This window comes from Citrobacter sp. HN-141 (assembly GCF_033341895.1).
Classification (GTDB): domain Bacteria; phylum Pseudomonadota; class Gammaproteobacteria; order Enterobacterales; family Enterobacteriaceae; genus Citrobacter.
Genome location: NZ_JAWPBF010000007.1, coordinates 20,004 through 45,219 on the forward strand (window position 1 = coordinate 20,004; position 25,216 = coordinate 45,219).

The following is a 25,216-nucleotide window of genomic DNA, read 5'->3' on the forward strand; positions in this document are numbered from 1 at the left end:
TTCAACAGGGAACGCTATGTATTTCTATCAACCGTCACAGGGGCACGGCCTGCCGCATGACCCGCTAAATGCCATCATTGGACCGCGCCCGATTGGCTGGATTGCGTCGCGTGACGGCAATGGTCGGCACAATCTGGCACCCTACAGTTTCTTTAACTGTTTTAACTATCATCCGCCGATTATCGGTTTCGCCAGCAGCGGCTGGAAAGACAGCGTGCAGAATATTATCGAAACCGGTGAATTTGTCTGGAACCTGACGACTCTTGAGCTGGCCAGCGCGATGAACGAAACGTCGGCCAGTCTGCCGCACGGTGAGGATGAGTTTTTTGCCGCCGGGCTTAGCAAGGCAGATAGTCGGATAGTCAACGTGCCGCGCGTGGCGCAAAGCCCGGTCAATTTTGAGTGTCGTTTATCGCAAACTCTGCAACTGACTACTGCTGATGGCGCACCTGTTGAAACCTGGTTGGTGCTGGGAGAGGTGGTGGGCATCCACATAGATGAAACGCTACTGGAAGACGGCATCTATCAGACGGAGAAAGCGAAGCCGGTACTGCGTGCAGGTGGGCCAACGGCGTATTATTCGATCAGTGAAACACACCGTTTTGATTTAGTTCGCCCGGACGCCCGAGCAAAACGCTAAGCTTACGGACCGACGCCAGCTTGCAGCGTCGGTCGCGATTTTCAGTATCCCACTTTGTCGATAATAAACAGTTTACCGCAGCTACCCGGATGCGGTTGCGGTAAGAATGACTGTGCAGATAACGTCTGGTTGATGTTGTCGGCTTTCAGGGATAACTGGATCTCAGTGAGATACGCCGGATTGCCGTGGCAGCTTAGCTTCACTGCTTTGACGTTCTCTTTGCCCCAGCTTTTGGCAACGGCGGCGTCAAATGCGTTACGGCTGACGGTTTTGCCGTAGTTTTCCGCCAGGAATTTGCCCACCTCGCTGTTCTTAACCTCATCATTCAGCCGCACCATCGTGCCGAAGTATGCGTCGGGATCAAAACCGAAACACGCGCCATGTTTGGCATACTCGTAACGTTCCAGACAGGATCTCCCTCCAGCGCCGGGCATTACAGCGCTGAGTTTTGCCGCGCTTTCCAGCGACAGCCCGGTTTCGGGGGCCGCGCATTTACGGCTGGCGCGGGCTTCAGGCAGGTTGGGAATAGGGCGAGTCGCGCAGCCAAAACGCATCCAGCGGCGGTTGTCTACTCCACGGGCGGCAATGGATTTAGGCAGGCTGGGCCATAAACCGTGAACGGTCAGGAAATCTGCTTTGTCTGCGCTCTCTTTTTGTAAACGACATTCGTCAGGCTCCTGACGATTCCGCTCGTGTTGGCTTTGGCAAAATCCGGTTTGCCAGGAGAGGGCCAGCACGTAGCTGTCAAAATCAGCGTACTGTTTTGCCTGAAGTTCATCGGCCTGAGCTGCAGAAACTGGCAGCAGGAGTGCTGCCAGCAATGAAGAATAACGCCATGTTGATGTCATGATGATTTCGGATACTTATATAAATTCTGAATATCATCTATTTAATCATAAAAAATGCCAGTCAGGTTTAGCTGTCTGGCATCATTTTCATCAGGCGTGAACAGGAATGATTAGCTCCACATTGCCAGAATCGGCCAGCCGACCAGCAGAAGCATAGCGATGTAGATAACGCCGAAGATAGCACCCAGACGCCAGTAGTCTTTGGACTTCACATAACCACAACCGTAGATGATAACACCCGGGCCAGTGGCATACGGAGTCAGACAGCCCATGATACCGATGGACAGTACCAGCAGGATACACAGGTGTTCCATCGGCACGCCCGGGATACCTTTACCGACAGCCAGAATAACCGGCAGCATGGTGGCGGTGTGCGCAGAAAGGCTGGCAAACAGGTAGTGAGCAAAGTAGAACACCAGTACCAGAACGATTACTGTCGCGTTAGGCGAGAACCCTTCCAGATGCGTGCTCATGGTGTTGGCAAACCAGTCGATGAAACCGGAACGGGTTAAACCGTTGGCCATTACCACCAGCGTGGCCAGGTTGACCAGGGTGTTCCATGCGCTGTTATAGCGAGTAATGTCTTTCCACGGTACAACATGCAGAGCCAGCATCAGGGAGACCGCCAGCAGACCCACTGCGGTAGCGTCAATCAGCTTGCCGCCAAATACCCACAGGCCCAGGCTGAGCAGTACCAGACCGATCAGCGTCATCTCTTTACGGGTCAGTTTACCCATAGTTTTCAGTTCATCGCCGGCCCATGCGGCAACTTCAGCGCTGTGAGTGACTTCCGGTTTGTACAGCACGTAAGACAGCCACGGAGCAACGATCAGCAAAATAATACCGACCGGCAGGAAGCTGAGGAACCACTGCAACCAGCTGATTTGAATGCCGGCGATTTTGTTAACGAATTCCAGACCCAGCACGTTAGGCGCAGCGCCGGTAACGAACATCGAGGAGCTCAGGCTGGTACTGATAACCATCATCCACATCAGATATCCGCCGATACGGCGTGCGGAAGGATCGTTAGGGAAGGATTTGAACAGCGGCGGCAGGTTTTTGATAACCGGGAACACGGTACCACCGGTACGTGCGGTGTTGGACGGTGTAAACGGTGCCAGCAGGATGTCGATAATAACAATCGCATAGCCCAGCGTCAGGGTACGTTTACCCATGAATTTCACCAGGAACAGTGCGATACGACGACCCAGACCGGTGACTTCATAACCCAGTGCGAAGATAAACGCACCAAACACCAACCACACGGTGGTGCTGGAGAAGCCTGCCAGACCCCACTTCAGCGCTTGCTTACCCGCTTTAAACGCCGGATCAGCCAGTTCGGAAGCATCAAACAGCAGATAGTTGCTGCCGATAACGCAGATCGTGACGGCGATAAAGCTGATCGCTGTAGCCGGAATTGGCTCAAGGATCATACCGACGATCATCGCCACAAACACGGCAAAGTAGTGCCAGGCCTGTGGAGGCATTCCATCAGGAACGGGGATAAGAAACATGACGCCCATTACGACCAATGGGGCCAATAACTTCCATATTTTATCTTTTGCTAAAGACATGTGTGTGATTCTCCGGAAAGGATCTTTAATTGTGATAATGATGAACTTGCGAAATCTGAGCTAAGAACCAGGTAACGATCAGCAGATCGGCACAGCCTCCTGGACTGAGGTTGCGTTCGATGCACTGTTGGTCGAACTGGTGTAGGTAATGGAGATCGGCGGGGGTACGAATTCCCCCTTGCTGCAATAATGTGGTGGCCTGCCGTTGTATCCACCGCAGACCCTCCGCGCCGCCACGTGAAGCCACGTTGGTGTCGCCATTGATAGACATCAGCAGCAATAATGTGTCGAGTAACGCCAGTTCAGGGTCGCGGCCCTGAGTCAGCAGTGCGCGGTAGTGCGGCAGAGCATGCTGGATGACGAGCGGATATCCCGCTTCGGCTTCGCCCCGTGCGCCGGTTAATCCCAGTTGCTGATAAAGACGTTGGCCAGCCGTGAGTTGTTGATTGTTCTGGCGCAGTTCGCGCTCGGTCAGGCCACGGCAAAATGTTGCTGCCGTAGAGCAAATGGTTTCAGCGGTAACAGTCAGTTGGAGCTGGTGCAGGCGGCCAATGGCGGCACACAGCAGTCCCAGAGAAAAGATGCTGCCTTTATGGGTGTTCACCCCAGCGGTGGCGCGAAACATATCGGCTTCGCAGGCCATACCCAGTGGACGCAGTCCTTTCAGTACCTCTTCAGGTGACAACTGCGCGCTGAATGCGCCGTATTCGATAAAACGTGGCAGCCAGGCCTGGATAGCCTCTGCGCTGCGATGAAAATCTTCCAGCGCCATATCTTTATGTGCGCCGTTATTAATGCGATCCACCAGACCCGGTTTGGGCGATAAGTTGACTTCAGTCAGCATGGCGCGCCAGGCAAGCGTGGCGTAGGCGTCGGGCAGATCCAGTGGAAGGACTGCGTTATTCGTCGATGTTGCGGGAATCGGCATCATGTAGCAGTGCCTCCATTTGAATGAGTAAGTCGGAAAGCGCGTGGGTTTTACCCCGCGCACATTCGGCAGCGCTTTGCTCGCACAACAGACAGCGACGGGCAGGAAGCGCGAAATGACGGCGGGACAGGATTTCTCCTTCCGGGGTCAGGACATCGATGTCCCATAACCGTCCCAGCGGATGTGAATGCTCAAGCTCGATAGTGGCGAGCTTGAGGTCGTGGGCTGGCGCCTCGATGGACAACAGACCTTCCGGGCCGCTGGCGGAGACCAGCGCAGTTTGCTCCCTGACAATCCAGGATGATTGTTTCGCCAGCGCAAGCAGGGCGATGACGCCGTGATTAAAGATACGACGGGTTAATTCGCTGTCTTTAATCGGACCTGGCGCTACCACGGTAAAAGAGACCAATGGCGCGTGATGACGCGTGAGCCAGGCATGTTGCCTCGCTTGTCTCTCATCACGGCTGGCGAGCAGCTCGGGAATGGAAACCGCGTGGCAGGTGGCGTGTTCAGGGAGCAGGTGCATGGCTTATTCCTTCACCTGATGCACAACGTCAATCACTGAGCCATCGCGATAACGCACAACGGCAATCACGCGGTCGGTGAATTCGATTGCGCGTGGCTGGCCGGTAAGTTGCTGTGCGCGTTCGCGCAACCATTCAATGGACACGACTTTCATGCCCGCTTCTTGCAGACGTTCTGCCAGCTCAGGGCGTGCAGGGTTGACGGCGATACCGTGGTCAGTGACCAGGATATCAACGCTGGAACCTGGGGTTACGCAGGTCAGGACGTTATCAACCAGCGTCGGGATGCGTCCGCGAACCAGCGGTGCGACGATGATGGAAAGCGCTGCAGCAACCGCAGTATCACAGTGGCCACCGGATGCGCCGCGCAGTACGCCGTCAGAACCGGTCAGTACGTTAACGTTGAAGTTGGTATCTACTTCAAGCGCGCTCAGTACCACGACATCCAGACGATCAACAGAGGCGCCTTTTGAGCCCCAGTTGGCATACTGGTTAGCACTGATTTCAATGTGATTTGGATTGCGTGCCAGAGATTCTGCCGCATTACGGTCGAAGCTCTGTACATCCAGCAGTTTGCGGATTAAGCCTTTCTCATGCAGGTCAACGATGGTGGCAGTGATGCCGCCCAGCGCAAAGTCAGCACGGATGTCGCGGCTGCGCATTTTGTCTTCCAGGAAACGGGTAACGGCCAGAGACGCGCCGCCGGTCCCTGTCTGCAATGAAAAACCTTCTTTGAAGTAGCCGGAGTTAGCAATAACGTCTGCTGCGCTGCGGGCGATCAGCAATTCGCGCGGGTTGGTGGTCATGCGAGTGGCATCAGCACCAATTTTGTCAGCATCACCGACCTGGTCGATTTGTACAATCAGATCCACCTGATCCTGGGTAATGCTGGCTGGATTATGCGGGTAGGTCAGCAGCTGTTCGGTCAGCAGGACAACCTGTTTGGCGTTTTCAGCATCGACACGAGCGTAGCCCAGGGAGCCACAGCAGGCTTTACCTGTGTAACCGTTGGCGTTACCAAACGGGTCACAGGATGGCACGCCGAGGAAGGCGACATCAATGTTGAGTTCGCCGCTTTGTACCAGATGTACACGACCACCGTGAGAGTGGACCTGAACAGGTTCAGCCAGCAGACCGCGAGAGATCTCTTCTGCCAGCGGGCCACGCAGACCAGAAGTATAAATACGGCTGACGACACCCTGACGAATGTGTTCAACCAGCGGCGCATGGCAGTCGCTCAGGGAGCTGGAAGCCAGCGTCAGGTTTTTAAAGCCCATTGCAGCGATGGTATCCATCACCAGGTTGATCGTCAGATCGCCACCACGGAAAGCGTGGTGGAAGGAGATGGTCATGCCATCCTGTAAACCTGAACGGCGAATGGCCTCTTCCAGGTTAGCGCACAGCTTTTTGTTGCGCGGTTTTTGCGCCTGCAATTCAACTTTTGCGGTGCTCTGATAAGCGGAAAGCTCGCTTTCTGCATGACGGCTCCAGGTCGCCACGCGATCCTGTCGTTGAGACTGTTCGATTTTCTGCGTCATTTTTTTGCCTTATTCTTCGCGAATGCCGGAAAGTTCTGCACGGGAGATAACCAGAAGGGCGCGCTCGATAACCGGGCTGTCGACCATCTTGCCGTTCAGGGAAACTACGCCACGGCCTTCACGGGCGGCGGCTTCAGCGGCTTCTACCACCAGACGTGCGTGAGCCAGCTCTTTGCGCGTCGGGGCATACAGGTTATGCAGGAGTTCAATCTGACGCGGGTTGATGAGCGACTTACCATCAAAACCCAGTTGCTTGATGTGTGCGGCTTCGTGCAGGAAACCTGCTTCGTTATTGGCATCGGAATAGACGGTATCGAACGCCTGAATGCCGGCAGAACGCGCAGCCTGCAGAATTGAGCACCGTGCAAACAGCAGTTCGGTGCCTTCCGGGGAGCGTTCAGTACGCAGGTTACGTACGTAGTCTTCTGCGCCGAGTGCAATACCGATCAGACGCTCGGAAGCGTGGGCAATTTCTACTGCGCGGGTAATACCTAATGGTGATTCGATAGCGGCCAACAAACCGGTGCTGCCGGGTTCACGACCACAGGCGTTTTCAATGCGCAGGATTTCGCTTTCGATGTCGATGACATCCTGGGCGGTATCCGTTTTGGGTAAACGCACGATGTCAGCGCCACCGCGTACGACGGCTTCGAGGTCATTGATGCCCCATTCGGAGTCGAGGGCGTTCACGCGCACGATAGTTTCAACGTCGTGATACAGCGGATGCTGCAGCGCGTGATACACCATGCGGCGCGCAGTGTCTTTCTCACGCAGTGCGACGGAGTCTTCCAGGTCGAACATCAGCGCATCTGCCGGGTAGATGAATGAGTTGCTGACCATCGCGGCGTTAGCGCCTGGTACGAACAACATGCTGCGGCGCGTGCGGGATTTACGTTGTTGTAAAGAATCGGAAATCATTGGCAATCCTCCCATGGCAGTGCCGGAATGCCGCTGGCGCGGGCCAGTAATGCTTCCAGTCGCGCACGTAAAATGCAGTCCAGTGCGCCTTTATCATCAACATTTAATTGCACGCCGCGGACGTTATAGCGGGACAGAACGTCCAGAATGGTGGCCCTGATGGCATCACCGAACTGCTTTTCGACGCTACTGTTAACCTGCAGGTCAATATCCTGCGTATCGAGCGGGGCGATGCGGATCATCACATCACCGGACTCGAGAGTGCCTGCGACGGCTGCCTGGTTTATTTTCATTTTTCACCTGTTGCTAATGCGGGGGTATTTTGGCGGACTGTCGCAGCCGATGAGGTTCGCTCAACCATGCTTTGCAAGTAGTGCAGCGTGGCTTCGGGTACCAGGGATGCGATAGCCGTGAGATCTTTTTTAACCAGCAGCTTGCGTACCCAGGAGGCGGAAATCGGCATCTCCTGGAAACACAGCCGCTCAATTTCCACCAGTTCAATCGGCGGGGCGGGAAGTGTTGGGGTCTCCAGCCAGTAGCGCATATCGTTGTTGTACTGGGAGGTGACGGTGCAATACGGCTCAGTACCGACGAAACGGTGCGTAACGCCGAGTGCCGGGGCCAGGTACTGACGGAAAATTTTCAGGTCTATTTCGGTGTAGCAGTGGTTAATAACGCTCTGCTCTTTAATGAAGTAGCACGGGAACGTGGCGCGAGAGATGATGTATTCCGAACCGCGGTGTACGGTTAAACGTGGAATATCTTTAGTCCCTTTGAGTACCAGGTCCAGTCGGTCTTCATACGGGAAACGCGAGGTATCTTCTTTCACCAAAAACAGATGCAGCCAGTCGCACTGTGCGGCGGCTTGTTGGATCAGAAAACGGTGCCCGTTGGTGAAGGGGTTGGCGTTCATCACGATACAGCCAATTTTTTTCCCTTCACGGCGCTGTTTCGCCAGTGATTCCGCGTAACGTTTGAGGCGAGTGGTGCTGTTTTCCATCAACACCATAATGCCGGGCACGCTGGTCAGCGTCGAAAAACCGCACTGCTTAAACAGTGACTCATACTCGGTTTTGGTATAGATGAAGAGATGGGTGCAATGCCGCTCGTAGGCGAGGTTGATTAACTCAGTCGCCAGCGTCAGCGCTAAGCCTTCACCGCGCACGGATTCACAGATCGCGACGCATTTAATGATATTGCCGGCGATACCGCCACAAGCGATCAGGCGGTCGTTACGGGTGACGGTGATAAATACTTCGACGGTAGTATCAACGCTCAAATCGTTCTCTTTCAGAAATTGAGCGATAACCGCCATCTTTTTATTTTCTGAGCGTTTAACTTGCGTGAATATATTATTACCGAACATAGTAAATAGAGCCCCGATGGTATATTTGTTACTGGGTTTCTGTTTTTGTTGCTCTGTTTAGCAACCTGATAACGTTTTGTTTGCAATTGAAGGGAATGTTTTTTTATTACGGAGTATTTCTTTTTTTCCCTGCTGCATACATCGTAAGGAGTATTTTGGAGGTAAATTTTGATTTATTTCACAATAAGTTAGATGGTTTTAATGTGTTTTATGGTTTTAAGTTTTTTAATTAATTTAACCCGGAAATAGCGTGTGGTTTTTATTTGTTTAATTGATTTAAGGTGGGGAATCTGTAACGATCCTATTTTAGGCCGTGACTTGTAAATAAAACATTTTTATTACAAATACAACGAAAAATAAGTTTCGGTTAACGTCGGTGAGGAAAAAACATGTCGGAAAAGAAAAATAAAACACGGTTTCCTTTTTTTCGCAGCCTGGCGTTTCCGTTGCGTATCTTTCTCCTCATTCTGGTCGTTTCTGTTTTTATCATCGCGGCGTTAGCACAATACTTTACCGCCAGCTTTGAAGATTATCTGGCAACGCATGTCCGCGATATGGCAATGAATCAGGCGAAAATTATCGCCTCGAACGACAGCATTATTGCTGCCGTAAAGCACCGTGATTACGAGCGTCTGGCAACGATAGCGGATAAGTTGCAGAGCGGGACTGACTTTGACTATGTGGTTATCGGTGATACCCACTCGATCCGTCTTTATCACCCTAATCCGGATAAAATTGGCTACCCCATGCAGTTCACCAAGCCCGGCGCACTGGAGAAAGGGGAAAGCTACTTCATTACAGGTAAAGGGTCTATCGGGATGGCGATGCGCGCCAAAACCCCTATCTTTGATGATGATGGTAAAATCATCGGTGTTGTCTCAATTGGCTACCTGATCAGTAAAATCGACAGCTGGCGCTCGGATTTCTTACTTCCGATGGCAGGGGTGTTCATTCTGTTGTTGCTGGTGCTTATGTTACTTTCCTGGTTTTTTGCCGCCCATATTCGACGCCAGATGTTGGGTATGGAGCCCAAACAAATCGCACGGGTGGTACGTCAGCAGGAGGCGCTGTTTAGCTCAGTGTACGAAGGCTTAATTGCTGTTGATCCTGACGGGTGCATTACGGCGATAAACCGCAGTGCGAGAAAAATGCTGGGGCTCTCGTCGCCTGGACGTAAGTGGTTAGGTAAGCCGATTGCGGACGTCGTTCAGCCAGCAGACTTTTTTACCCAGCAGATTGCGGAAAAGCGCCAGGATGCGATGGTTAACTTTAATGGGTTGAGTGTGATTGCCAACCGCGAGGCTATCCGCTCAGGCGATGAACTGCTCGGGGCTATCATCAGCTTTCGTAGCAAAGATGAAATTGCGACCCTGAATGCCCAGCTAACACAAATCAAACAGTATGTAGAAAGCCTGAGAACACTACGTCATGAACACCTGAACTGGATGTCCACCATCAATGGTCTGCTACAAATGAAAGAGTATGACCGGGTGCTGGCCATGGTTCAGGGAGAGTCGCAGGCGCAGCAGCAACTCATTGATAGTCTGCGCGGCGCTTTCGCCGATCGTCAGGTTGCAGGCCTGCTGTTTGGCAAGGTACAGCGTGCGCGGGAACTGGGTCTCACAATGACCATTGTGCCTGGCAGTCAACTGCATAAACTTCCTGAGGGGTTGGATAGCACAGAGTTTGCAGCAATTGTTGGCAATCTGCTTGATAATGCGTTTGAAGCCAGTTTGCGTACCCAGCAGGGTAACAAGGTCGTTGAACTCTATCTGAGCGATGAGGGCGATGAGGTGATCATCGAAGTCGCCGATCAAGGTTGTGGCGTACCGGAAGCATTGCGCGAAAAAATATTTGAACAGGGTGTGAGCACTCGTACCGATGAACCAGGCGAACATGGCATCGGTTTGTATCTGATTGCAAGTTATGTGAGGCGCTGTAATGGGGTTATTACGCTCGAAGATAACTCCCCCTGCGGTACCTTATTTTCTTTATTTCTTCCGAAAGTGAAAAAAAACAATGACGGAACCATTAACGCTGTTGATCGTTGAGGATGAAACGCTACTGGCGGAAATGCATGCTGAATATATCCGCCATATACCCGGTTTCAGCCAGATATGGCTGGCGGGTAATCTTGCGCAGGCAAGAATGATGATTGAGCGTTTTAAGCCCGGTTTGATTCTTCTTGATAACTACTTGCCGGATGGCAAGGGCATAACGCTATTACACGAGCTGACTCAGGCACGCTACCCTGGCGGCGTGGTGTTTACCACGGCAGCCAGTGATATGGATACGGTCTCAGAAGCTGTACGCAGCGGGGCGTTTGATTATCTGGTTAAACCCATAGCCTATGAGCGACTGGGGCAGACGCTTACCCGATATCAGCAACGCAGAAGAATGCTGGCCGGTAATGACAGTGCCAGCCAAAAACAGATCGATGAAATGTTTAATGCCTATGCGCGCGGTGAGCCGAAAGGGGATTTGCCGACCGGGATCGACGCGCTAACGCTGAATGCGGTGCTGAAGTTGTTTGCTGACCCGACGGTACATCATACCGCGGAAACGATCGCTCAGGCGCTAACCATCAGCCGTACAACATCCAGACGCTACCTGGAGTACTGTGCCAGCCGCCATTTGATCATTGCGGAGATTATTCACGGGAAGGTAGGTAGACCGCAGCGTATTTACCACGGCGGCTAATACACGTCATCCTTTAAGCTGCCTCTTTGTTGGCTGCGTGCAGAAACCCCCAGTCACATAGTTATCTATGCTCCTGGGGATGTCTTCACTTGCCGCCGCGATGCAGCATAAATGATTTTGTGTATTAAGGTCAGGTATTGACAGGTATCGTTAACCGCCAATCAGGGCAGACGTTGCCGGTACCATCACTTCCGTGGCGATAATCACAATCAGCAGTCCGACCATCACCGGAACAGACGTCCGTTTTACGACTTCAAACGGTGAAATCTTCGCCATCCCTGCGACAGCCACAACCACACCGGATACCGGGGAGATTGTGCGTCCGAGGTTTGACGCCTGCAGCATTGGGATCGAAAGGTAGGCAGGGTTGATACCGGAAGAGTGCGCCAGTTTTGGGATCATCTCAACGAAGGCGTAGAAAGGCGCGTTACCGGAGCCCGTGGTCATTGCGGCCAGCATGGTCAGAATCACCAGCACCAGCATCAGAATAATGCTCGCAGAACCAAATGAGGTGGCGATAGAGATCAGACTCTGAATAAAGCCAATGGTGCTCAGACCCTGAGCAAATACACCGGCTGCAACCAACAACATGACGACGTTAGCAAAGGCATCTGCCATGCCGCGGTAGGCCACTTCCAGACCTGAGAAAACCTTCTGGGTATTGAACCCGCGGACAAACTCCAGCACTGCGGCAATAAGCATGCACAGCACCAGAATCGTGATGATGTGCAGTTGCGGGCCCCATTTACCATCAAAAATCAGTACGCCGACGATCGGGGTAAACGGCAGAATGGCGTAAAACGAAGGGGCTGTGGTGGTGATTTCTGTCACATCTAACATTTCGTGAGAGATGTTCTCTTTTTTATCCAGATAGCGCTGCCAGAAGTAATGGGCAATCGCCATACCAATAATGGCAGCAATAGAAATCGGCAGCGTGGTTTTAAACGCGAAGTCGATCAGTGGCATTTCCGCTGCTTTTGCAGCCAGAACGACATCCCCGGAAGTGGGAGAAAGAATGATGGCGGCAGGGGAGGCGCAAATGGCCGCCGCAGCACCACGACTGATCCCAACGTTAACCATGACCGGAAAGAGTGTCGCCATCAACAGCACGCCCAGCCCGGTTGCCGAAGAGACGGCCAGTGACATCAGGCAGGCAACAAAATAGGCGGCAATCATGAGCATGTAAGGCGAGTTGATATATTGCAGGGGTTTGGAGGCCAGCTTAACGACCATATCGTTCGCGCCGATATGCGTCATGTAGGCGGCAAAACCACACAGCATCATAATCATCATGCCGAGGTCGCCGCCGCGGCTCATCAGCAAAATTTTAATATATTCAACAATATCTGTCGCAGTGTAACCAGTACTTTCGGCACTGCCGGGCAGAACTTTATGTCCCATCAGGGCGCTGATAATCAATAAAACCAGACCCCCGACAAACAATACACCGGTCGCGGAATAACCTTTAATGATGTAGCGAGCTACACCCACAATAACAACGACTCCAATAAGGAGTTCTATAAATGTCAACATTGTTTCCCCTGTCATATTGACGCCCAGAAAGTAAAAAAACTAAAAAAAGCATAAAGCGGTGTGAGAATGTGCCTAATAAACACTGGCTCCTTGCTGATTAAAATCAATAAAAATACGGATTCAACCGATGGCGCAGGCGTTTTTTCAACATAGCGGACGAGAAGGGCGTACCGCAATCAAAAACTGTGAACCACTCTGGTTTTATGTGTTGTTTTGCTTTGTAATGATGCATTAATGTTAATTAATTGTGATTTATTTTGGTGTTTTGCGTAAAAGAAGCCGGATAATAGAAATAAGAACGCGTGTCATATATAAAAACCATAATAAATATAATGATAATAATCTGGAATTTATAAGTGGAGAATATTCTGATTTTTTATTAGCGCCTCTTTGTTAAGCTAACATTAAGGTTTTGTTTGCTACAATTAATACTAACTCCCAGGATGGTAATTAAGTCGTGATTGTCGCTAAACGTTATTTTCTCATTTTTTCATTTCTTTTTATTCAGTTAGCCTTTATTCCCCAGGGTTTTGCTGAGGATAAAGGGTGGTTTGATACCTTTAAAGATAATGTCAGTGAAACCTGGCAGCAGCCCGAACATTATGATCTGTATGTGCCGGCCATTACCTGGCATGCGCGTTTTGCCTACGATAAAGAGAAAACCGATCGCTACAACGAACGTCCCTGGGGGGCAGGATTTGGTCAATCCCGTTGGGATGATAAAGGTAACTGGCACGGGCTTTATATAATGGCCTTTAAGGATTCCTACAATAAATGGGAACCGATTGGCGGCTATGGCTGGGAAAAAACCTGGCGACCGCTGGCCGATGATAATTTCCGCCTTGGGCTGGGCTATACAGCCGGTTTCACCGCGCGCGATAACTGGAACTATATTCCCGTGCCATTGATCCTGCCGTTGGCCTCGATCGGCTATGGCCCGGCAACGTTCCAGATGACCTACATTCCGGGTACGTATAACAACGGAAATGTCTACTTTGCCTGGATGCGTTTCCAGTTTTGACAGACTACCTGTATTGTCAGGTGGATTATTATAAACTTGTTTAAAAACAGATGGATATGTTGTTTGACTGAAAAATAACGCGACATTTATCACTTTTTGACAAAGTTCGACTGGACAAAGTGCACCACAATTGTTGTACTGATACCCGACACAGCATTTGTGTCTATTTTTCATGTAAAGGTAATTTTGATGTCTAAGATTAAAGGTAACGTTAAGTGGTTTAATGAGTCCAAAGGATTCGGTTTCATTACTCCGGAAGATGGCAGCAAAGACGTGTTCGTACACTTCTCTGCAATCCAGACCAATGGTTTTAAAACTCTGGCTGAAGGTCAGCGTGTAGAGTTCGAAATCACTAACGGTGCCAAAGGCCCTTCTGCTGCAAACGTAATCGCTCTGTAAGCATACGACAGCAAGAATTCAAAACCCGCTTAATTGCGGGTTTTTTTTCGCCTAGTGTGCAGGAGAGGCAGAAACCAGCCAGAATGCCAGAGCCGTCATCGCAAATGACCCCAACAGGTTAACCAGCACATTTACCATTGCCCAACCAAAGCGTCCTTCCTGCAGCAAAAACACCACTTCTGCCGAGAAGGTTGAAAACGTCGTCAATCCCCCACAGAAACCGGTGGTGATGAGCACTTTCCACATTGGATCAATGTTTGTCATGCGGTTAAACCACGCCAGCCCCATGCCAATAATAAACGCGCCAATCAGATTTGCTGCCAGCGTACCGAATGGGATGGCCTGATGCAGCGGATTGAACCGCATGCTTAACATCCATCTTGCTACGCTTCCTGTACCGCCACCGATAAAAACTGCTAAAAGGAGTTGTAACACTGCGTAATCCTGCTATTTGATTGTATATAGCGTGAGTGTAACGCTGAATAATTGTTGTTGGCGAGCTTAACCGATTTTTCTGGAGGGAATATGTTTGTTGCAGCAGGGCAATTTGCCGTGGGTCCCTCGTGGGAAAAAAATGCGGAAACGTGTGTCCAGTTGATGTCTCAGGCCGCAGGAGAGGGAGCATCGCTGTTGGTATTGCCGGAAGCGCTGTTGGCCCGTGACGATCTCGACCCCGATCTATCGGTGAAGTCAGCTCAGCTACTGGAGGGCGGTTTTCTGACGCGGCTACAGCGAGAGAGCGCGCAAAACGAGATGACGACGATCCTGACGATTCATGTTCCCTCTGTACCTGGCCGGGCGTTGAACATGCTGATTGCGCTACGGGGAGGCCGGGTTGTTGCCCACTACGCAAAATTACATCTCTATGATGCCTTTTCGATTCAGGAGTCGCGGAATGTCGATGCAGGGGACGCCATAGCGCCATTGCTGGACGTAGACGGATTAAAGGTAGGGTTAATGACCTGCTATGATCTGCGCTTTCCTGAGCTGGCATTGGCGCTCGCGTTACAGGGGGCTGAAATCCTGGTCTTGCCGGCTGCCTGGGTTCGTGGTTCGCTAAAAGAGCATCATTGGACAACGCTGCTGGCGGCAAGGGCCCTGGATGCAACCTGTTATGTGATTGCTGCGGGGGAGTGTGGTAACAAGAATATCGGTCAGAGCCGGGTTATCGATCCGTTTGGCGTGACGATTGCCGCTGCGGCGGAAACACCCGAGCTGATAATGACGGAGGTTTCTGCTGAGCGGGTGAGGCAGGTCAGGGCGCAACTTCCTGTGTTACGTAACCGCCGCTTTGCGCCACCGCAATTATTATGACGTTTTTTTAAACAAGGCTTGATTCACCTTGTTACAGATTGCTATTGTGTGCGCGCGTCGAAAGGCCGTTAATATTCTCAGGTTAATATGGCGCTTTATGCAGCCTGGTTTAAGTTAAGAAGGTATCTATGGGTGAGATTAGTATTACCAAACTGCTGGTGGTTGCCGCACTGGTCGTTCTGCTGTTTGGTACCAAGAAGTTACGTACACTGGGTGGAGACCTGGGAACGGCAATCAAGGGCTTCAAGAAAGCAATGAACGATGATAATGCCGATGCTAAGAAAGATGCTGATGGTAGCGTTCAGGCTGAGAAGCTTTCTCATAAAGAGTAATATCAGGAGCATGATGCTCATACTGCATACTCTGCATGAAAAAAAACCGGCAATTTGCCGGTTTTTTTATTGCTGATATGTAAGTGAGTATTACACGATTACTTCACTTCCAGACCTTTGGCCTGCATGTCAGCATGGTATGAAGAGCGAACGAATGGACCGCAGGCTGCATGGGTAAAGCCCATTGCCATAGCTTCGGCTTTCATCTCATCGAACTCATCCGGGCTTACATAGCGTTGAACCGGCAGGTGATGGCGGCTTGGCTGTAAATACTGCCCCAGCGTCAGCATGGTGACACCATGGCTGCGCAGGTCACGCATGACCTCAATGATTTCCGCATTGGTTTCACCCAGACCGACCATCAGACCAGATTTGGTCGGAATCTCCGGGTGCGCTTCCTTGAAACGTTCCAGAAGCTTCAGTGACCAGTTGTAGTCAGCCCCAGGGCGTACATTGCGATAAATACGCGGTACGTTTTCGAGGTTGTGGTTAAACACGTCCGGCGGCGTGGCAGTGAGGATATCCAACGCGCGATCCATACGACCACGGAAGTCAGGCACCAGCGTTTCGATTTTAATCGACGGGCTTTTCTCACGAATAGCGGTGATGCAGTCAGCAAAGTGCTGAGCGCCGCCGTCACGCAGATCGTCGCGGTCAACGGAGGTAATGACCACATAGCGCAGCGCCATGTCCGCAATCGTCTGAGCCAGTTTTAACGGCTCGTTAGCATCAGGAGCAACCGGACGGCCATGGGCAACGTCGCAGAATGGGCAACGGCGGGTACAGATTGCGCCGAGGATCATAAAGGTTGCAGTGCCGTGATTGAAACATTCAGCCAGGTTAGGGCAGGACGCTTCTTCGCAGACAGAGTGCAGGCCATTTTTGCGCATCGCTGCTTTGATACCCTGGATGCGAGTGGAGTCCGCTGGCAGTTTTATTTTCATCCATTCCGGTTTACGCAGCAGGGCTTCGCGCTCTGTTGCTACATTTTTTACCGGGATAAGAGCCATCTTATCGGCATCGCGGTATTTAACACCGCGTTCCATCACAATGGGTTTACTCATAGCTTGCGTGTTCCAGTTGCGAATTACGAAGGAAAGCGTTTCAATTCAAGGGAATGTTGCATTTATCAACTATTTTTGAATTAGTGATACGCAGTATATCATTGAAACGGGCCAGAAAGCAGCCTGACAGGCTGGCAAAATGTAAAATAGTTGTTGTTTTGTGCCATTTGCCACAACATATGCTGCGGCAAACGATAACCTGTTTTTCAGTCTGCGATGTACTCGTAGGGGGGATTGCCTAACAGCGCTAAAATGTTAGCCAGCAGACGAGGACGCACGCTCTCGGTTGTTGCCGTACTGTCCCACTGCGAGACTTTTGCCATTTCCATTCCGGCATAGCCACAGGGGTTGATGCGCAGGAAAGGTGACAGGTCCATATCTACGTTGAGCGCTAAGCCGTGAAACGAGCAGCCTCTCCGGATACGTAACCCTAACGAGCAGATTTTCTTTTCGCCGACATAGACCCCCGGCGCATCAGCACGCGGATGGGCATCAATACCTATCTCCGCAAGCGTATTCACCACGGTTTGTTCCAGCAATGTTACCAGTTCACGCACGCCCAGTTTGCGGCGTTTGAGGTTCAACAGAACATACATAACCTGCTGACCGGGTCCGTGGTATGTCACCTGACCGCCCCGATCGCTCTGGATAACGGGAATATCACCGGGCATCAGTACGTGCTCTGCTTTACCGGCCTGACCCTGGGTAAAGACAGGATAATGCTCTACCAGCCAGATTTCATCATGACTGTTTTCATCACGGGTATCGGTGAATTCGTGCATGGCCAGAGAGACTGGCTCGTAGGGCTGAAGACCGAGCTGGCGGACCAGAATTTTATCCTGATACAAAACGGCATCTCCGTAGATACTCACACAGAGTAGAGAATGTTAAAGAGGGGAAAAGTATACCACAGGAGGGTGGGGTTACCCGAGCGGGGATGCAGCGGGTAACCGACAGGTTTTTACAGCACCATACGTACGATATCGATATTACCTAATTCTTCGTACAGTGTTTCAACCTGCTCAATGTGTGTCGCATTAATAGTGATAGAGACCGAGTGGTAATTGCCTTTGCTGCTCGGTTTTACCGTTGGGGAGTAATCACCTGGCGCATGGCGCTGTACCACTTCAACCACCTGATCAACCAGCTCAGGCAACGCCTGCCCCATTACTTTGTAAGTAAATGGAGTAGGGAATTCAAGCAGTTCGTTAAGTTTGGTTTTCATGTCAGCTCCGGCGTTACATCAAAAAATAATAACTCCCACAGAGCGTGGGAGTTATCTGGATACTTAGTATATGGGGACGTAAATCACACTTTCAAGTGTTCGATTTTTAGCCAAACCAGTGATGGAACATTAATTTAATGTAATCAATGATTTTACCAAAGAAGTTGCCTTCCGGGATTTCCTGCAGAACCACCAGCGGACGCTGCTCAATGGTTTTGCCATCAAGCTGGAAGTTGATGGTGCCGACAACCTGGTTTTTCTGCAGCGGTGCATGCAGTTCCGTGGTGTTCAGAACATAGCTGGCTTTCAGATCTTTCATGCGGCCGCGTGGAATCGTCAGGTAGACATCTTTATCGACACCTAACGACGCACGATCGGTATTACCAAACCAGGCGGGCTCTGAGGCAAACTCTTTGCCGACTTTCAGCGGATTCACGGTTTCAAAGAAACGGAAGCCCCAGGTCAGCAGCTTTTTACTTTCGGTTTCACGACCTTTATAGGTGCGACCGCCCATCACGGCAGAGATCAGACGCATCTGACCTTCGGTCGCGGAGGCCACAAGGTTATAACCCGCTTTGTCAGTATGGCCGGTTTTGATACCGTCAACATTCAGGCTGTTATCCCACAGCAGACCGTTACGGTTGAGCTGGCGGATACCGTTAAAGGTGAACTCTTTTTCTTTATAGATAGAGTACTCGTTGGGTACATCGCGGATCAGCGCCTGACCAATCAGCGCCATATCGCGAGCTGAGCTGTACTGGCCTTCTGCATCCAGGCCATGTACGGTCTGGAAGTGGGTGTTTTTCAGCCCCAGCGCATTAACATAGCTGTTCATCAGGCCGACGAAAGCGTCCTGACTTCCGGCAGAAAAGTCTGCCATTGCCACGCAAGCATCGTTACCGGATTGCAGGTTGATACCACGGATTAGCTGCGATACCGGAACCTGCATGCCCGGCTTGAGGAACATCAGGGATGAACCTTTAAAGACAGGGTTGCCCGTAGCCCAGGCGTCGTTGCCGACGGTGACCAAATCGGTTTCTTTGAATTTCCCGGCTTTCATTGCCTGCCCGATGACGTAGCTGGTCATCATTTTAGTCAGGCTGGCGGGATCGCGGCGAGAGTCCGCATTCTGTTCTGCCAGAACTTTGCCTGAATTGTAGTCAATCAGGATATACGACTCCGCATCGATCTGCGGAACACCCGGGATCATGGTTTTAATATTCAGGTCATCTGCATGGGCAGCAGAAAGAGAGGCTGCGCAGAGAGCCGCGGTGAGCGCCATGCGCTGCACGAAACGAGCGGAAAAAGTGGTCTTCATGGTCTGAACTACGACGTCCGTGGTGAAATTAAAAAAAGTGCCCTACTATAGCAAATGCATAACTCACAGGCATCTGACTTTCCGCGTGACTTTGTTAATGTCGTTTACAGAAATTGACAACTCAGATGCCTGGTTTGCGTTATTACACGCCGGTGATGAAGGACTGTAATTGCGCCTCGGATTGCAGACGCTGTTGCAGTGTGGAGGCTTCAGCCTTGCTGGCGAATGGCCCCATCTGAATACGCCAAACGGCACCGTTTTGCACAACCCGGCCCGGAACGCCAAACTGCTGACTTAAACGCTTTTGATACTGCTGCGCGCGCGCCTGCTCGCTTACCGCACCAACCTGAACGACATAACGACCGTTGGCTGCGGTTGCCGGAGTGGCAACGGCGGCGGCGGGTGCTGCTGCGACTGTCGGTGTGGTGGCAGGCGCAGCCACAGGGGCGGCCGGTTGTGGTGCTGGCGTCGGTTCGCTACCTTCAAGCACGCCGGAAGCGAGCGTGGTCGGTGCGCCGAGGAAACCACCGCTGTTTACTGGTGCTCCGGTAGGGTCATCGCTTTTCAGCGTGGAATTGCTGATCGGGCGGATATCACCCTGCGGCTGACCCGCATCCGGTGTAGCAGGCATGCTGCCGCCACTGCTTAAGTCAGGGCGTGAGGGCAGGGCATAGGTTTGTTTGGCCACTGTCGTACAGGCCATACCTGGGCCGGACAGAGAGCCATCCTGTGCGACAATGATAGGATCGATACGCACTTTCGTGTTGTTAGAGGTATTCAGACGATCGGCTGCTGCTCGCGACAGCGAAACGACGCGATCGTTGCCATAGGGGCCACGATCGTTAATGCGTACGACGATCATTCGACCATTTGCCAGGTTAGTAATTCTGGCATAGCTTGGAATAGGCAGCGTTGGGTGCGCAGCGGTCAGCTGCATCGGGTCGAACGCTTCACCAGAGGCGGTTAAATTACTTCCCGGCTCCGCATCGTAAATGGAGGCCAGTCCAGCCTGGCTAAAGCGGGAGGGGTCCTGGACTATCTTGTAGCTCTTACCGTCACGCTGATAGTCCTGATTCGCCGTCGGGTTCAGGGGTTCAAAGCGCGGATCGGCTCCGCTGATTTCAACAATCGGACCATTACACACCGCAGGCTGCGGCGCGACGGCAGCCTGTTGCTGACCATCATCACTTGAACACGCCGCGAGCATTCCTGCTGCGATGCAGATTCCAATCCACTGCTTACGCATTGCGTACCCCTTACACGCTTTTCGACAACATTTTTCTATGGGTGTGGATCGACATGACAATCCCGAACCCGGCCATCAGCACGATCAGTGCAGAGCCTCCGTAACTGACCAGTGGGAGTGGAACCCCAACTACAGGCAGAATACCGCTCACCATACCAATATTTACGAAGACATAAACGAATAATATCAACATTAAACCACCGGCCATGACGCGACCAAAGGTTGTTTGTGCGTGGGCGGCAATCCACAATCCGCGCATAATCAGCAAAATGTACAGGGCAAGCAGGATTAAAATCCCTACCAGACCCAGCTCTTCCGCCAGTACTGCAAAGATAAAGTCAGTATGACGTTCGGGCAAAAACTCCAACTGCGACTGCGTACCATGCAACCAGCCTTTGCCGCGTAGCCCACCTGAACCAATAGCAATTTTAGACTGAATAATGTGATAGCCCGCGCCCAGCGGATCGGTTTCCGGGTCGAGAAGCATCATCACGCGTTGTCGCTGGTAATCATGCATCAGGAAGAACCACAGTATTGGAATAAATGCGGCCACCAGAACCACAGCAACGCCGATGAGACGCCAGCTCAACCCGGAGAGGAACAGGACAAACAGGCCGGAAAGTGCAACCAGGATTGAGGTTCCAAGGTCAGGCTGCGCGGCAACCAGCAGCGTGGGCATAAAAATGAGCACCAGCGCGATAGCCGTATTCTTCAGCGACGGTGGGCAGACATCGCGGTTGATAAAGCGCGCCACCATCAGCGGGACGGCTATCTTGGCAATTTCCGAGGGCTGAAAACGCACGATGCCTAAATCCAGCCAACGTTGTGCGCCTTTGGAAATGGCGCCGAAGGCATCAACAGCAACCAACAAGATGATACAGAAGATATAGAGGTACGGCGCCCAACCTTCATAGACTCTGGGGGGAATTTGCGCCATCACGACCATGATGACCAGCCCCATAGCGATCTGGCCGACCTTGCGTTCCATCATGCCAATATCCTGGCCGCTGGCGCTCCAGATGACCAGCGAGCTGTATACCAGCAGAGCCAGCAAGATAAGCAACATTGTGGGATCGATATGACTTTTGTCCCAGAATGTCTTTTTGTTCGGATTATCCGTCACGATTATTGGTCCTCACCTGCTGCAACCGCCGGGTTTTCAGCAGGCAGATTGGTGTTGTTGTCGCCCAACATAATGTGGTCAAGGATCTGGCGCATGAGTGTACCTACTGCCGGACCGGCCCCACCGTTTTCGAGGATCATCGCGACAGCGACCTCAGGTTTGTCATAGGGCGCGAATGCAGTCATCAGTTTGTGGTCGCGTAAACGTTCGGCGATCTTATGTGCGTTATAGGTTTCATTGGCTTTCAGGCCAAATACCTGCGCGGTACCGGATTTCGCCGCAATTTTGTAGGGTGCGCCAGCAAAATACTTGTGCGCAGTCCCATTAGGGCGATTCGCTACACCGTACATACCGTCTTTGGCGATTTCCCAGTAGCCAGAATGAATGTCACCGACAGGAGGCTCATGTGGCTGTATCCACGGCACTTGCTTGCCGTTTTCCGCTGTGCTCATCAGCAGATGCGGGACTTTCACCATGCCGTCGTTGATGAGGATCATCAGCGCTTTACTCATCTGGATAGGTGTTGCTGTCCAGTAGCCCTGACCGATACCGACAGGGATTGTATCACCCTGGTACCAGGGCTTTTTAAACCGTTTTTGCTTCCACTCGCGGGTTGGCATGTTTCCGGCGCGCTCTTCAGCGAGATCGATGCCGGTATAATGGCCATAACCAAACTTGCTCATCCACTCAGAAAGACGGTCAATCCCCATATCATAGGCGATTTGATAGAAAAACGTATCCGCGGACTCTTCCAGAGAACGGGTGATGTTCAGATGACCGTGTCCCCATTTTTTCCAGTCACGGTAACGTTTTTCTGAGCCGGGTAATTGCCACCAGCCCGGATCGAATAGCCCGGTATTGCGGGTAATCACGCCTGCGCTTAACGCAGAGACCGCAACATAAGGTTTAACCGTGGACGCCGGAGGGTAAACGCCTTGCGTGGCGCGGTTAACCAGTGGGGTATTAGGGTCATTGAGCAACCCGGAATAATCTTTGCTGGAGATGCCGTCCACGAACAGGTTCGGATCGTAGCTCGGCATAGAGACCAGTGCCAGGACACCACCAGTACGTGGGTCTGTGACCACGACGGCGGCACGGCTACCCGCCAGCAGCGTTTCAATGTATTGCTGGAGTTTTAAATCAAGCGTCAGATAGATATCGTGCCCGGCCTGCGGGGCGACCTCTTTGAGCTGTCGAATGACGCGGCCACGGTTATTGACTTCAACCTCTTCATAACCGGTTTGGCCATGAAGTACGTCTTCGTAATAGCGCTCGATACCTAGCTTGCCGATGTCATGCGTGGCTGCGTAGTTGGCCAACTTGCCGTCTTTATCAAGACGTTCAACATCTTTGTCGTTGATTTTCGATACGTAGCCAATCACGTGGGTCAGTGCGGAGCCGTACGGATAATAGCGGCGTTTATAGCCTTTGACCTCGACGCCGGGGAAACGGTACTGATTCACGGCGAAGCGTGCGACCTGAACTTCAGTCAGGTTGGTTTTTACCGGGATCGAGGTGAAGCGGTGCGAGCGGGCTCGCTCTTTTTTAAAGGCTGCGATGTCGTCATCGGTCAGATCCACGACGTTGCGTAGCGCGTCGAGAGTATCCTGAATATTGTCGACCTTCTCCGGCATCATCTCTATCTGATAAATAGTACGGTTAAGGGCGAGGGGAATTCCGTTGCGGTCATAAATGATGCCGCGGCTGGGGGCGATAGGCACCAGTTTGATGCGGTTCTCGTTCGAACGGGTCTGATAATCAGTAAAGCGAACGATTTGCAGATTATAAAGATTGGCGATCAGCACGCCAGTGAGCAGCAAAATCCCCAAAAAAGCGACCAGCGCCCGGCGCACAAACAGCGCGGACTCAGCCGTATAGTCGCGAAAAGAATTCTGTAGTTTCATCCGCTGCTTAATCTACTCAAGAATCAATGATCACTCACGGTGATAAGGATGGTTGGTGGTAATGCTCCACGCCCTGTACAGACTCTCTGCGACCAGCACCCGAACAAGAGGGTGGGGAAGGGTTAATGCAGAGAGTGACCAGCTTTGCTCCGCAGCCGCTTTACAGGCGGGGGACAGCCCTTCCGGTCCGCCAATCAACAGACTGACGTCACGACCATCCAGTTTCCAGCGTTCCAGCTCGGTCGCCAGTTGTGGCGTGTCCCAGGGTTTGCCAGGGATATCAAGGGTGACGATGCGGTTTTTGCCTGCGGCGGCCAGCATCTGTTCACCCTCTTTGTCGAGAATGCGTTTAATGTCCGCGTTCTTGCCGCGTTTTCCTGCCGGGATTTCAATCAGCTCAAAGGGCATGTCTTTTGGAAACCGGCGCAGGTACTCCGTAAAACCGGTTTGCACCCAGTCAGGCATCTTCGTACCCACGGCGACAAGTTGCAGCTTCACGCATTAACTCCAGAGTTTTTCCAGTTCATACAGGCGACGGCTCTCTTCCTGCATAACGTGGACAATCACATCGCCAAGATCGACGACGATCCAGTCAGCTACGTTTTCGCCTTCTACGCCAAGCGGCAGCAGACCGGCGGTGCGAGATTCCTGAACAACGTGATCGGCGATAGACATGACATGGCGGCTGGACGTGCCAGTGCAGATAATCATGCAATCGGTGATACTGGATTTGCCCTGAACATCTAAGGCGATGATGTCTTGACCTTTCAGGTCATCAATTTTGTCGATTACAAAATCCTGGAGTGCTTTACCCTGCAAGTGTTCCCCCTGGGTGAAAAAGAGTTAAAAACGTCTGTTAGTATACCTGAACCAGAGGCGATATCGGGACAAATGTCTCCGAAAGCGCTTTTGCGGTGCGCTATCATCCCACCCCACGCAACAGAATGCATCGCCATTTTTGTAAAACAATTTCTGCAAAGCTCTGAAAGGCGGGAAAAGTCAGGTTGCGGAGAATAGCAGCCTGTCATAGGGTGTCAATGGGAGAGAGGCCCATCGGCAGAAAAAACAGTGCATTCACTCACCCTCGTGCCACACGGCGCGACTATTGAGAACTTTCAGAACCGCAAAGTCGTCACAAAAATCAATTGCACTCCAGCAACCCTGTTCGATGCGAAAGTGCCACATGGCGGCCGCGGGCATGGACAGCAGCCGGGCCACCAGCACGCTCAGCACGCCCTGATGACTCACCACCAACAGATTTTGACTGTCTTTGTAATCAGCAAGCTGCGCAATGAAACGTTCAACACGCTGTGAAAATGCCTGGAATCCTTCGCCATTGGTTGGGGTTGCGTTCTGCCAGTCATTACACCATACGGCATAATTTTCAGCGTCTTCACGTGCAAGATCGCGATGATGGCGCATTTCCCAGTCGCCAAAGAACATCTCATTAAGTTCAGGCATGTTGCGCACAGGGATCTCGCGATCGCCTAAAATCAACTGCGTTGTATGGCAGGCACGTTCCAACTCGCTGCACAGAACGTTGTCGACAGGGACATTGCGTAAAAGCGTACCCAGTGTTTGCGCCTGAGCGATCCCCCGTTCCGTTAGCGGTGTGGGGGCGTGGCCGCTGTATAAACCAGCGACATTGGCTTCAGTTTCGCCATGACGTACTAACCAGAGTCTCATTTTTTCCTCTTGAGG

27 protein-coding genes are annotated in these 25,216 nt (G+C 51.9%); 7 read left to right on the top strand and 20 right to left on the bottom strand.

What is annotated here, in order from left to right; genetic code table 11:
• Positions 1 to 16: 16 nt before the first annotated feature.
• Positions 17 to 640 (top strand): flavin reductase family protein, encoded by a 624-nt coding sequence (locus RYZ59_RS10170; RefSeq protein WP_318047921.1) that lies wholly within the window; start codon positions 17 to 19, stop codon positions 638 to 640.
• Between the two features lie 41 nt (positions 641 to 681).
• Here RYZ59_RS10170 and rna read toward each other — a convergent pair whose 3' ends face one another.
• The 8 genes from rna to citC form a co-directional block, all read right to left on the bottom strand.
• Positions 682 to 1,488, bottom strand: a complete 807-nt coding sequence (gene rna, locus RYZ59_RS10175) for a ribonuclease I (protein ID WP_318047919.1) — start codon at positions 1,486 to 1,488, stop codon at positions 682 to 684.
• Positions 1,489 to 1,598: 110 nt separating this feature from the next.
• Positions 1,599 to 3,062 carry a citrate/succinate antiporter CitT gene (gene citT / locus RYZ59_RS10180; protein WP_079936949.1) on the bottom strand — a complete coding sequence of 488 codons (1,464 nt, stop codon included), beginning with the start codon at positions 3,060 to 3,062 and terminating at the stop codon, positions 1,599 to 1,601.
• A gap of 25 nt (positions 3,063 to 3,087) precedes the next feature.
• On the bottom strand, positions 3,088 to 3,993 hold the full coding sequence (gene citG / locus RYZ59_RS10185; protein WP_137384521.1) for a triphosphoribosyl-dephospho-CoA synthase CitG: 906 nt from the start codon (positions 3,991 to 3,993) through the stop codon (positions 3,088 to 3,090).
• Complete coding sequence (gene citX / locus RYZ59_RS10190) at positions 3,962 to 4,516, bottom strand: citrate lyase holo-[acyl-carrier protein] synthase (protein ID WP_061067505.1); 555 nt, start codon at positions 4,514 to 4,516, stop codon at positions 3,962 to 3,964. The genes citG and citX overlap by 32 nt, the downstream gene beginning before the upstream one ends.
• 3 nt (positions 4,517 to 4,519) lie before the next feature.
• Positions 4,520 to 6,052: a citrate lyase subunit alpha gene (citF, locus tag RYZ59_RS10195; protein WP_040232565.1), complete on the bottom strand. Its 1,533-nt coding sequence runs from the start codon at positions 6,050 to 6,052 to the stop codon at positions 4,520 to 4,522.
• A 9-nt stretch (positions 6,053 to 6,061) separates the two neighbouring features.
• Complete coding sequence (locus RYZ59_RS10200) at positions 6,062 to 6,970, bottom strand: aldolase/citrate lyase family protein (RefSeq protein ID WP_318047916.1); 909 nt, start codon at positions 6,968 to 6,970, stop codon at positions 6,062 to 6,064.
• Positions 6,967 to 7,263, bottom strand: a complete 297-nt coding sequence (citD, locus tag RYZ59_RS10205) for a citrate lyase acyl carrier protein (RefSeq protein WP_005120843.1) — start codon at positions 7,261 to 7,263, stop codon at positions 6,967 to 6,969. The genes RYZ59_RS10200 and citD overlap by 4 nt, the downstream gene beginning before the upstream one ends.
• Positions 7,260 to 8,336 (bottom strand): [citrate (pro-3S)-lyase] ligase, encoded by a 1,077-nt coding sequence (citC, locus tag RYZ59_RS10210; RefSeq protein WP_137384519.1) that lies wholly within the window; start codon positions 8,334 to 8,336, stop codon positions 7,260 to 7,262. The genes citD and citC overlap by 4 nt, the downstream gene beginning before the upstream one ends.
• Positions 8,337 to 8,725: 389 nt before the next feature.
• Between citC and dpiB the strand changes: the two genes are divergently transcribed.
• The gene (gene dpiB / locus RYZ59_RS10215; RefSeq protein ID WP_137384518.1) at positions 8,726 to 10,387 is read left to right on the top strand and encodes a sensor histidine kinase DpiB; all 1,662 of its coding nucleotides are present in this window, start codon (positions 8,726 to 8,728) and stop codon (positions 10,385 to 10,387) included.
• A complete protein-coding gene (dpiA, locus tag RYZ59_RS10220) occupies positions 10,356 to 11,036 on the top strand; it encodes a two-component response regulator DpiA (RefSeq protein WP_005120841.1) in 681 nt (226 codons plus the stop codon). The genes dpiB and dpiA overlap by 32 nt, the downstream gene beginning before the upstream one ends.
• A gap of 150 nt (positions 11,037 to 11,186) precedes the next feature.
• Here dpiA and dcuC read toward each other — a convergent pair whose 3' ends face one another.
• The gene (gene dcuC / locus RYZ59_RS10225; RefSeq protein ID WP_318047913.1) at positions 11,187 to 12,569 is read right to left on the bottom strand and encodes an anaerobic C4-dicarboxylate transporter DcuC; all 1,383 of its coding nucleotides are present in this window, start codon (positions 12,567 to 12,569) and stop codon (positions 11,187 to 11,189) included.
• Positions 12,570 to 13,026: 457 nt separating this feature from the next.
• Between dcuC and pagP the strand changes: the two genes are divergently transcribed.
• The gene (pagP, locus tag RYZ59_RS10230) at positions 13,027 to 13,590 is read left to right on the top strand and encodes a lipid IV(A) palmitoyltransferase PagP (RefSeq protein ID WP_411961650.1); all 564 of its coding nucleotides are present in this window, start codon (positions 13,027 to 13,029) and stop codon (positions 13,588 to 13,590) included.
• Between the two features lie 189 nt (positions 13,591 to 13,779).
• Entirely contained in the window at positions 13,780 to 13,989 is a 210-nt protein-coding gene (cspE, locus tag RYZ59_RS10235; protein WP_000034825.1) for a transcription antiterminator/RNA stability regulator CspE, read from the top strand.
• Positions 13,990 to 14,040: 51 nt separating this feature from the next.
• Here cspE and crcB read toward each other — a convergent pair whose 3' ends face one another.
• Positions 14,041 to 14,424, bottom strand: coding sequence for a fluoride efflux transporter CrcB (crcB, locus tag RYZ59_RS10240; RefSeq protein WP_043015566.1), 384 nt, complete (start codon positions 14,422 to 14,424; stop codon positions 14,041 to 14,043).
• 90 nt (positions 14,425 to 14,514) lie between these two features.
• Between crcB and RYZ59_RS10245 the strand changes: the two genes are divergently transcribed.
• Entirely contained in the window at positions 14,515 to 15,303 is a 789-nt protein-coding gene (locus tag RYZ59_RS10245) for a deaminated glutathione amidase (RefSeq protein ID WP_318047910.1), read from the top strand.
• A 128-nt stretch (positions 15,304 to 15,431) separates the two neighbouring features.
• The gene (gene tatE / locus RYZ59_RS10250; protein WP_003022699.1) at positions 15,432 to 15,635 is read left to right on the top strand and encodes a twin-arginine translocase subunit TatE; all 204 of its coding nucleotides are present in this window, start codon (positions 15,432 to 15,434) and stop codon (positions 15,633 to 15,635) included.
• Between the two features lie 98 nt (positions 15,636 to 15,733).
• Here tatE and lipA read toward each other — a convergent pair whose 3' ends face one another.
• The 10 genes from lipA to RYZ59_RS10300 all read right to left on the bottom strand — a co-directional run bounded on the left by lipA (position 15,734) and on the right by RYZ59_RS10300 (position 25,201).
• The gene (gene lipA / locus RYZ59_RS10255) at positions 15,734 to 16,699 is read right to left on the bottom strand and encodes a lipoyl synthase (protein ID WP_003022702.1); all 966 of its coding nucleotides are present in this window, start codon (positions 16,697 to 16,699) and stop codon (positions 15,734 to 15,736) included.
• Positions 16,700 to 16,905: 206 nt separating this feature from the next.
• A complete protein-coding gene (gene lipB / locus RYZ59_RS10260; protein WP_318047908.1) occupies positions 16,906 to 17,547 on the bottom strand; it encodes a lipoyl(octanoyl) transferase LipB in 642 nt (213 codons plus the stop codon).
• A 113-nt stretch (positions 17,548 to 17,660) separates the two neighbouring features.
• Positions 17,661 to 17,924: a DUF493 family protein YbeD gene (gene ybeD / locus RYZ59_RS10265; RefSeq protein ID WP_000850547.1), complete on the bottom strand. Its 264-nt coding sequence runs from the start codon at positions 17,922 to 17,924 to the stop codon at positions 17,661 to 17,663.
• 106 nt (positions 17,925 to 18,030) lie between these two features.
• Positions 18,031 to 19,242 (bottom strand): D-alanyl-D-alanine carboxypeptidase DacA, encoded by a 1,212-nt coding sequence (dacA, locus tag RYZ59_RS10270; protein WP_137384513.1) that lies wholly within the window; start codon positions 19,240 to 19,242, stop codon positions 18,031 to 18,033.
• A gap of 142 nt (positions 19,243 to 19,384) precedes the next feature.
• Positions 19,385 to 20,488 (bottom strand): endolytic peptidoglycan transglycosylase RlpA, encoded by a 1,104-nt coding sequence (gene rlpA / locus RYZ59_RS10275; protein ID WP_318047886.1) that lies wholly within the window; start codon positions 20,486 to 20,488, stop codon positions 19,385 to 19,387.
• Between the two features lie 10 nt (positions 20,489 to 20,498).
• Positions 20,499 to 21,611, bottom strand: a complete 1,113-nt coding sequence (mrdB, locus tag RYZ59_RS10280) for a peptidoglycan glycosyltransferase MrdB (RefSeq protein WP_318047884.1) — start codon at positions 21,609 to 21,611, stop codon at positions 20,499 to 20,501.
• Between the two features lie 2 nt (positions 21,612 to 21,613).
• Positions 21,614 to 23,515 (bottom strand): peptidoglycan DD-transpeptidase MrdA, encoded by a 1,902-nt coding sequence (gene mrdA, locus RYZ59_RS10285; protein ID WP_271449870.1) that lies wholly within the window; start codon positions 23,513 to 23,515, stop codon positions 21,614 to 21,616.
• 30 nt (positions 23,516 to 23,545) lie between these two features.
• A complete protein-coding gene (gene rlmH, locus RYZ59_RS10290) occupies positions 23,546 to 24,013 on the bottom strand; it encodes a 23S rRNA (pseudouridine(1915)-N(3))-methyltransferase RlmH (protein WP_003022725.1) in 468 nt (155 codons plus the stop codon).
• 3 nt (positions 24,014 to 24,016) lie between these two features.
• The gene (rsfS, locus tag RYZ59_RS10295; RefSeq protein WP_003022728.1) at positions 24,017 to 24,334 is read right to left on the bottom strand and encodes a ribosome silencing factor; all 318 of its coding nucleotides are present in this window, start codon (positions 24,332 to 24,334) and stop codon (positions 24,017 to 24,019) included.
• Positions 24,335 to 24,589: 255 nt separating this feature from the next.
• Positions 24,590 to 25,201 (bottom strand): adenosylcobalamin/alpha-ribazole phosphatase, encoded by a 612-nt coding sequence (locus RYZ59_RS10300; RefSeq protein WP_318047882.1) that lies wholly within the window; start codon positions 25,199 to 25,201, stop codon positions 24,590 to 24,592.
• Positions 25,202 to 25,216 lie beyond the last annotated feature (15 nt).

Coding starts and splice junctions, on each gene's coding strand:
- citT (WP_079936949.1), bottom strand. CDS start 3,062: ATGTCTTTAGCAAAAGATAAAATATGGAAGTTATTGGCCCCATTGGTC.
- RYZ59_RS10300 (WP_318047882.1), bottom strand. CDS start 25,201: ATGAGACTCTGGTTAGTACGTCATGGCGAAACTGAAGCCAATGTCGCT.
- ybeD (WP_000850547.1), bottom strand. CDS start 17,924: ATGAAAACCAAACTTAACGAACTGCTTGAATTCCCTACTCCATTTACT.
- dacA (WP_137384513.1), bottom strand. CDS start 19,242: ATGAAGACCACTTTTTCCGCTCGTTTCGTGCAGCGCATGGCGCTCACC.
- RYZ59_RS10245 (WP_318047910.1), top strand. CDS start 14,515: ATGTTTGTTGCAGCAGGGCAATTTGCCGTGGGTCCCTCGTGGGAAAAA.
- tatE (WP_003022699.1), top strand. CDS start 15,432: ATGGGTGAGATTAGTATTACCAAACTGCTGGTGGTTGCCGCACTGGTC.
- RYZ59_RS10200 (WP_318047916.1), bottom strand. CDS start 6,970: ATGATTTCCGATTCTTTACAACAACGTAAATCCCGCACGCGCCGCAGC.
- cspE (WP_000034825.1), top strand. CDS start 13,780: ATGTCTAAGATTAAAGGTAACGTTAAGTGGTTTAATGAGTCCAAAGGA.
- dcuC (WP_318047913.1), bottom strand. CDS start 12,569: ATGTTGACATTTATAGAACTCCTTATTGGAGTCGTTGTTATTGTGGGT.
- rna (WP_318047919.1), bottom strand. CDS start 1,488: ATGACATCAACATGGCGTTATTCTTCATTGCTGGCAGCACTCCTGCTG.
- citF (WP_040232565.1), bottom strand. CDS start 6,052: ATGACGCAGAAAATCGAACAGTCTCAACGACAGGATCGCGTGGCGACC.
- citX (WP_061067505.1), bottom strand. CDS start 4,516: ATGCACCTGCTCCCTGAACACGCCACCTGCCACGCGGTTTCCATTCCC.
- citC (WP_137384519.1), bottom strand. CDS start 8,336: ATGTTCGGTAATAATATATTCACGCAAGTTAAACGCTCAGAAAATAAA.
- lipA (WP_003022702.1), bottom strand. CDS start 16,699: ATGAGTAAACCCATTGTGATGGAACGCGGTGTTAAATACCGCGATGCC.
- dpiB (WP_137384518.1), top strand. CDS start 8,726: ATGTCGGAAAAGAAAAATAAAACACGGTTTCCTTTTTTTCGCAGCCTG.
- rlpA (WP_318047886.1), bottom strand. CDS start 20,488: ATGCGTAAGCAGTGGATTGGAATCTGCATCGCAGCAGGAATGCTCGCG.
- citG (WP_137384521.1), bottom strand. CDS start 3,993: ATGATGCCGATTCCCGCAACATCGACGAATAACGCAGTCCTTCCACTG.
- dpiA (WP_005120841.1), top strand. CDS start 10,356: ATGACGGAACCATTAACGCTGTTGATCGTTGAGGATGAAACGCTACTG.
- RYZ59_RS10170 (WP_318047921.1), top strand. CDS start 17: ATGTATTTCTATCAACCGTCACAGGGGCACGGCCTGCCGCATGACCCG.
- mrdA (WP_271449870.1), bottom strand. CDS start 23,515: ATGAAACTACAGAATTCTTTTCGCGACTATACGGCTGAGTCCGCGCTG.
- citD (WP_005120843.1), bottom strand. CDS start 7,263: ATGAAAATAAACCAGGCAGCCGTCGCAGGCACTCTCGAGTCCGGTGAT.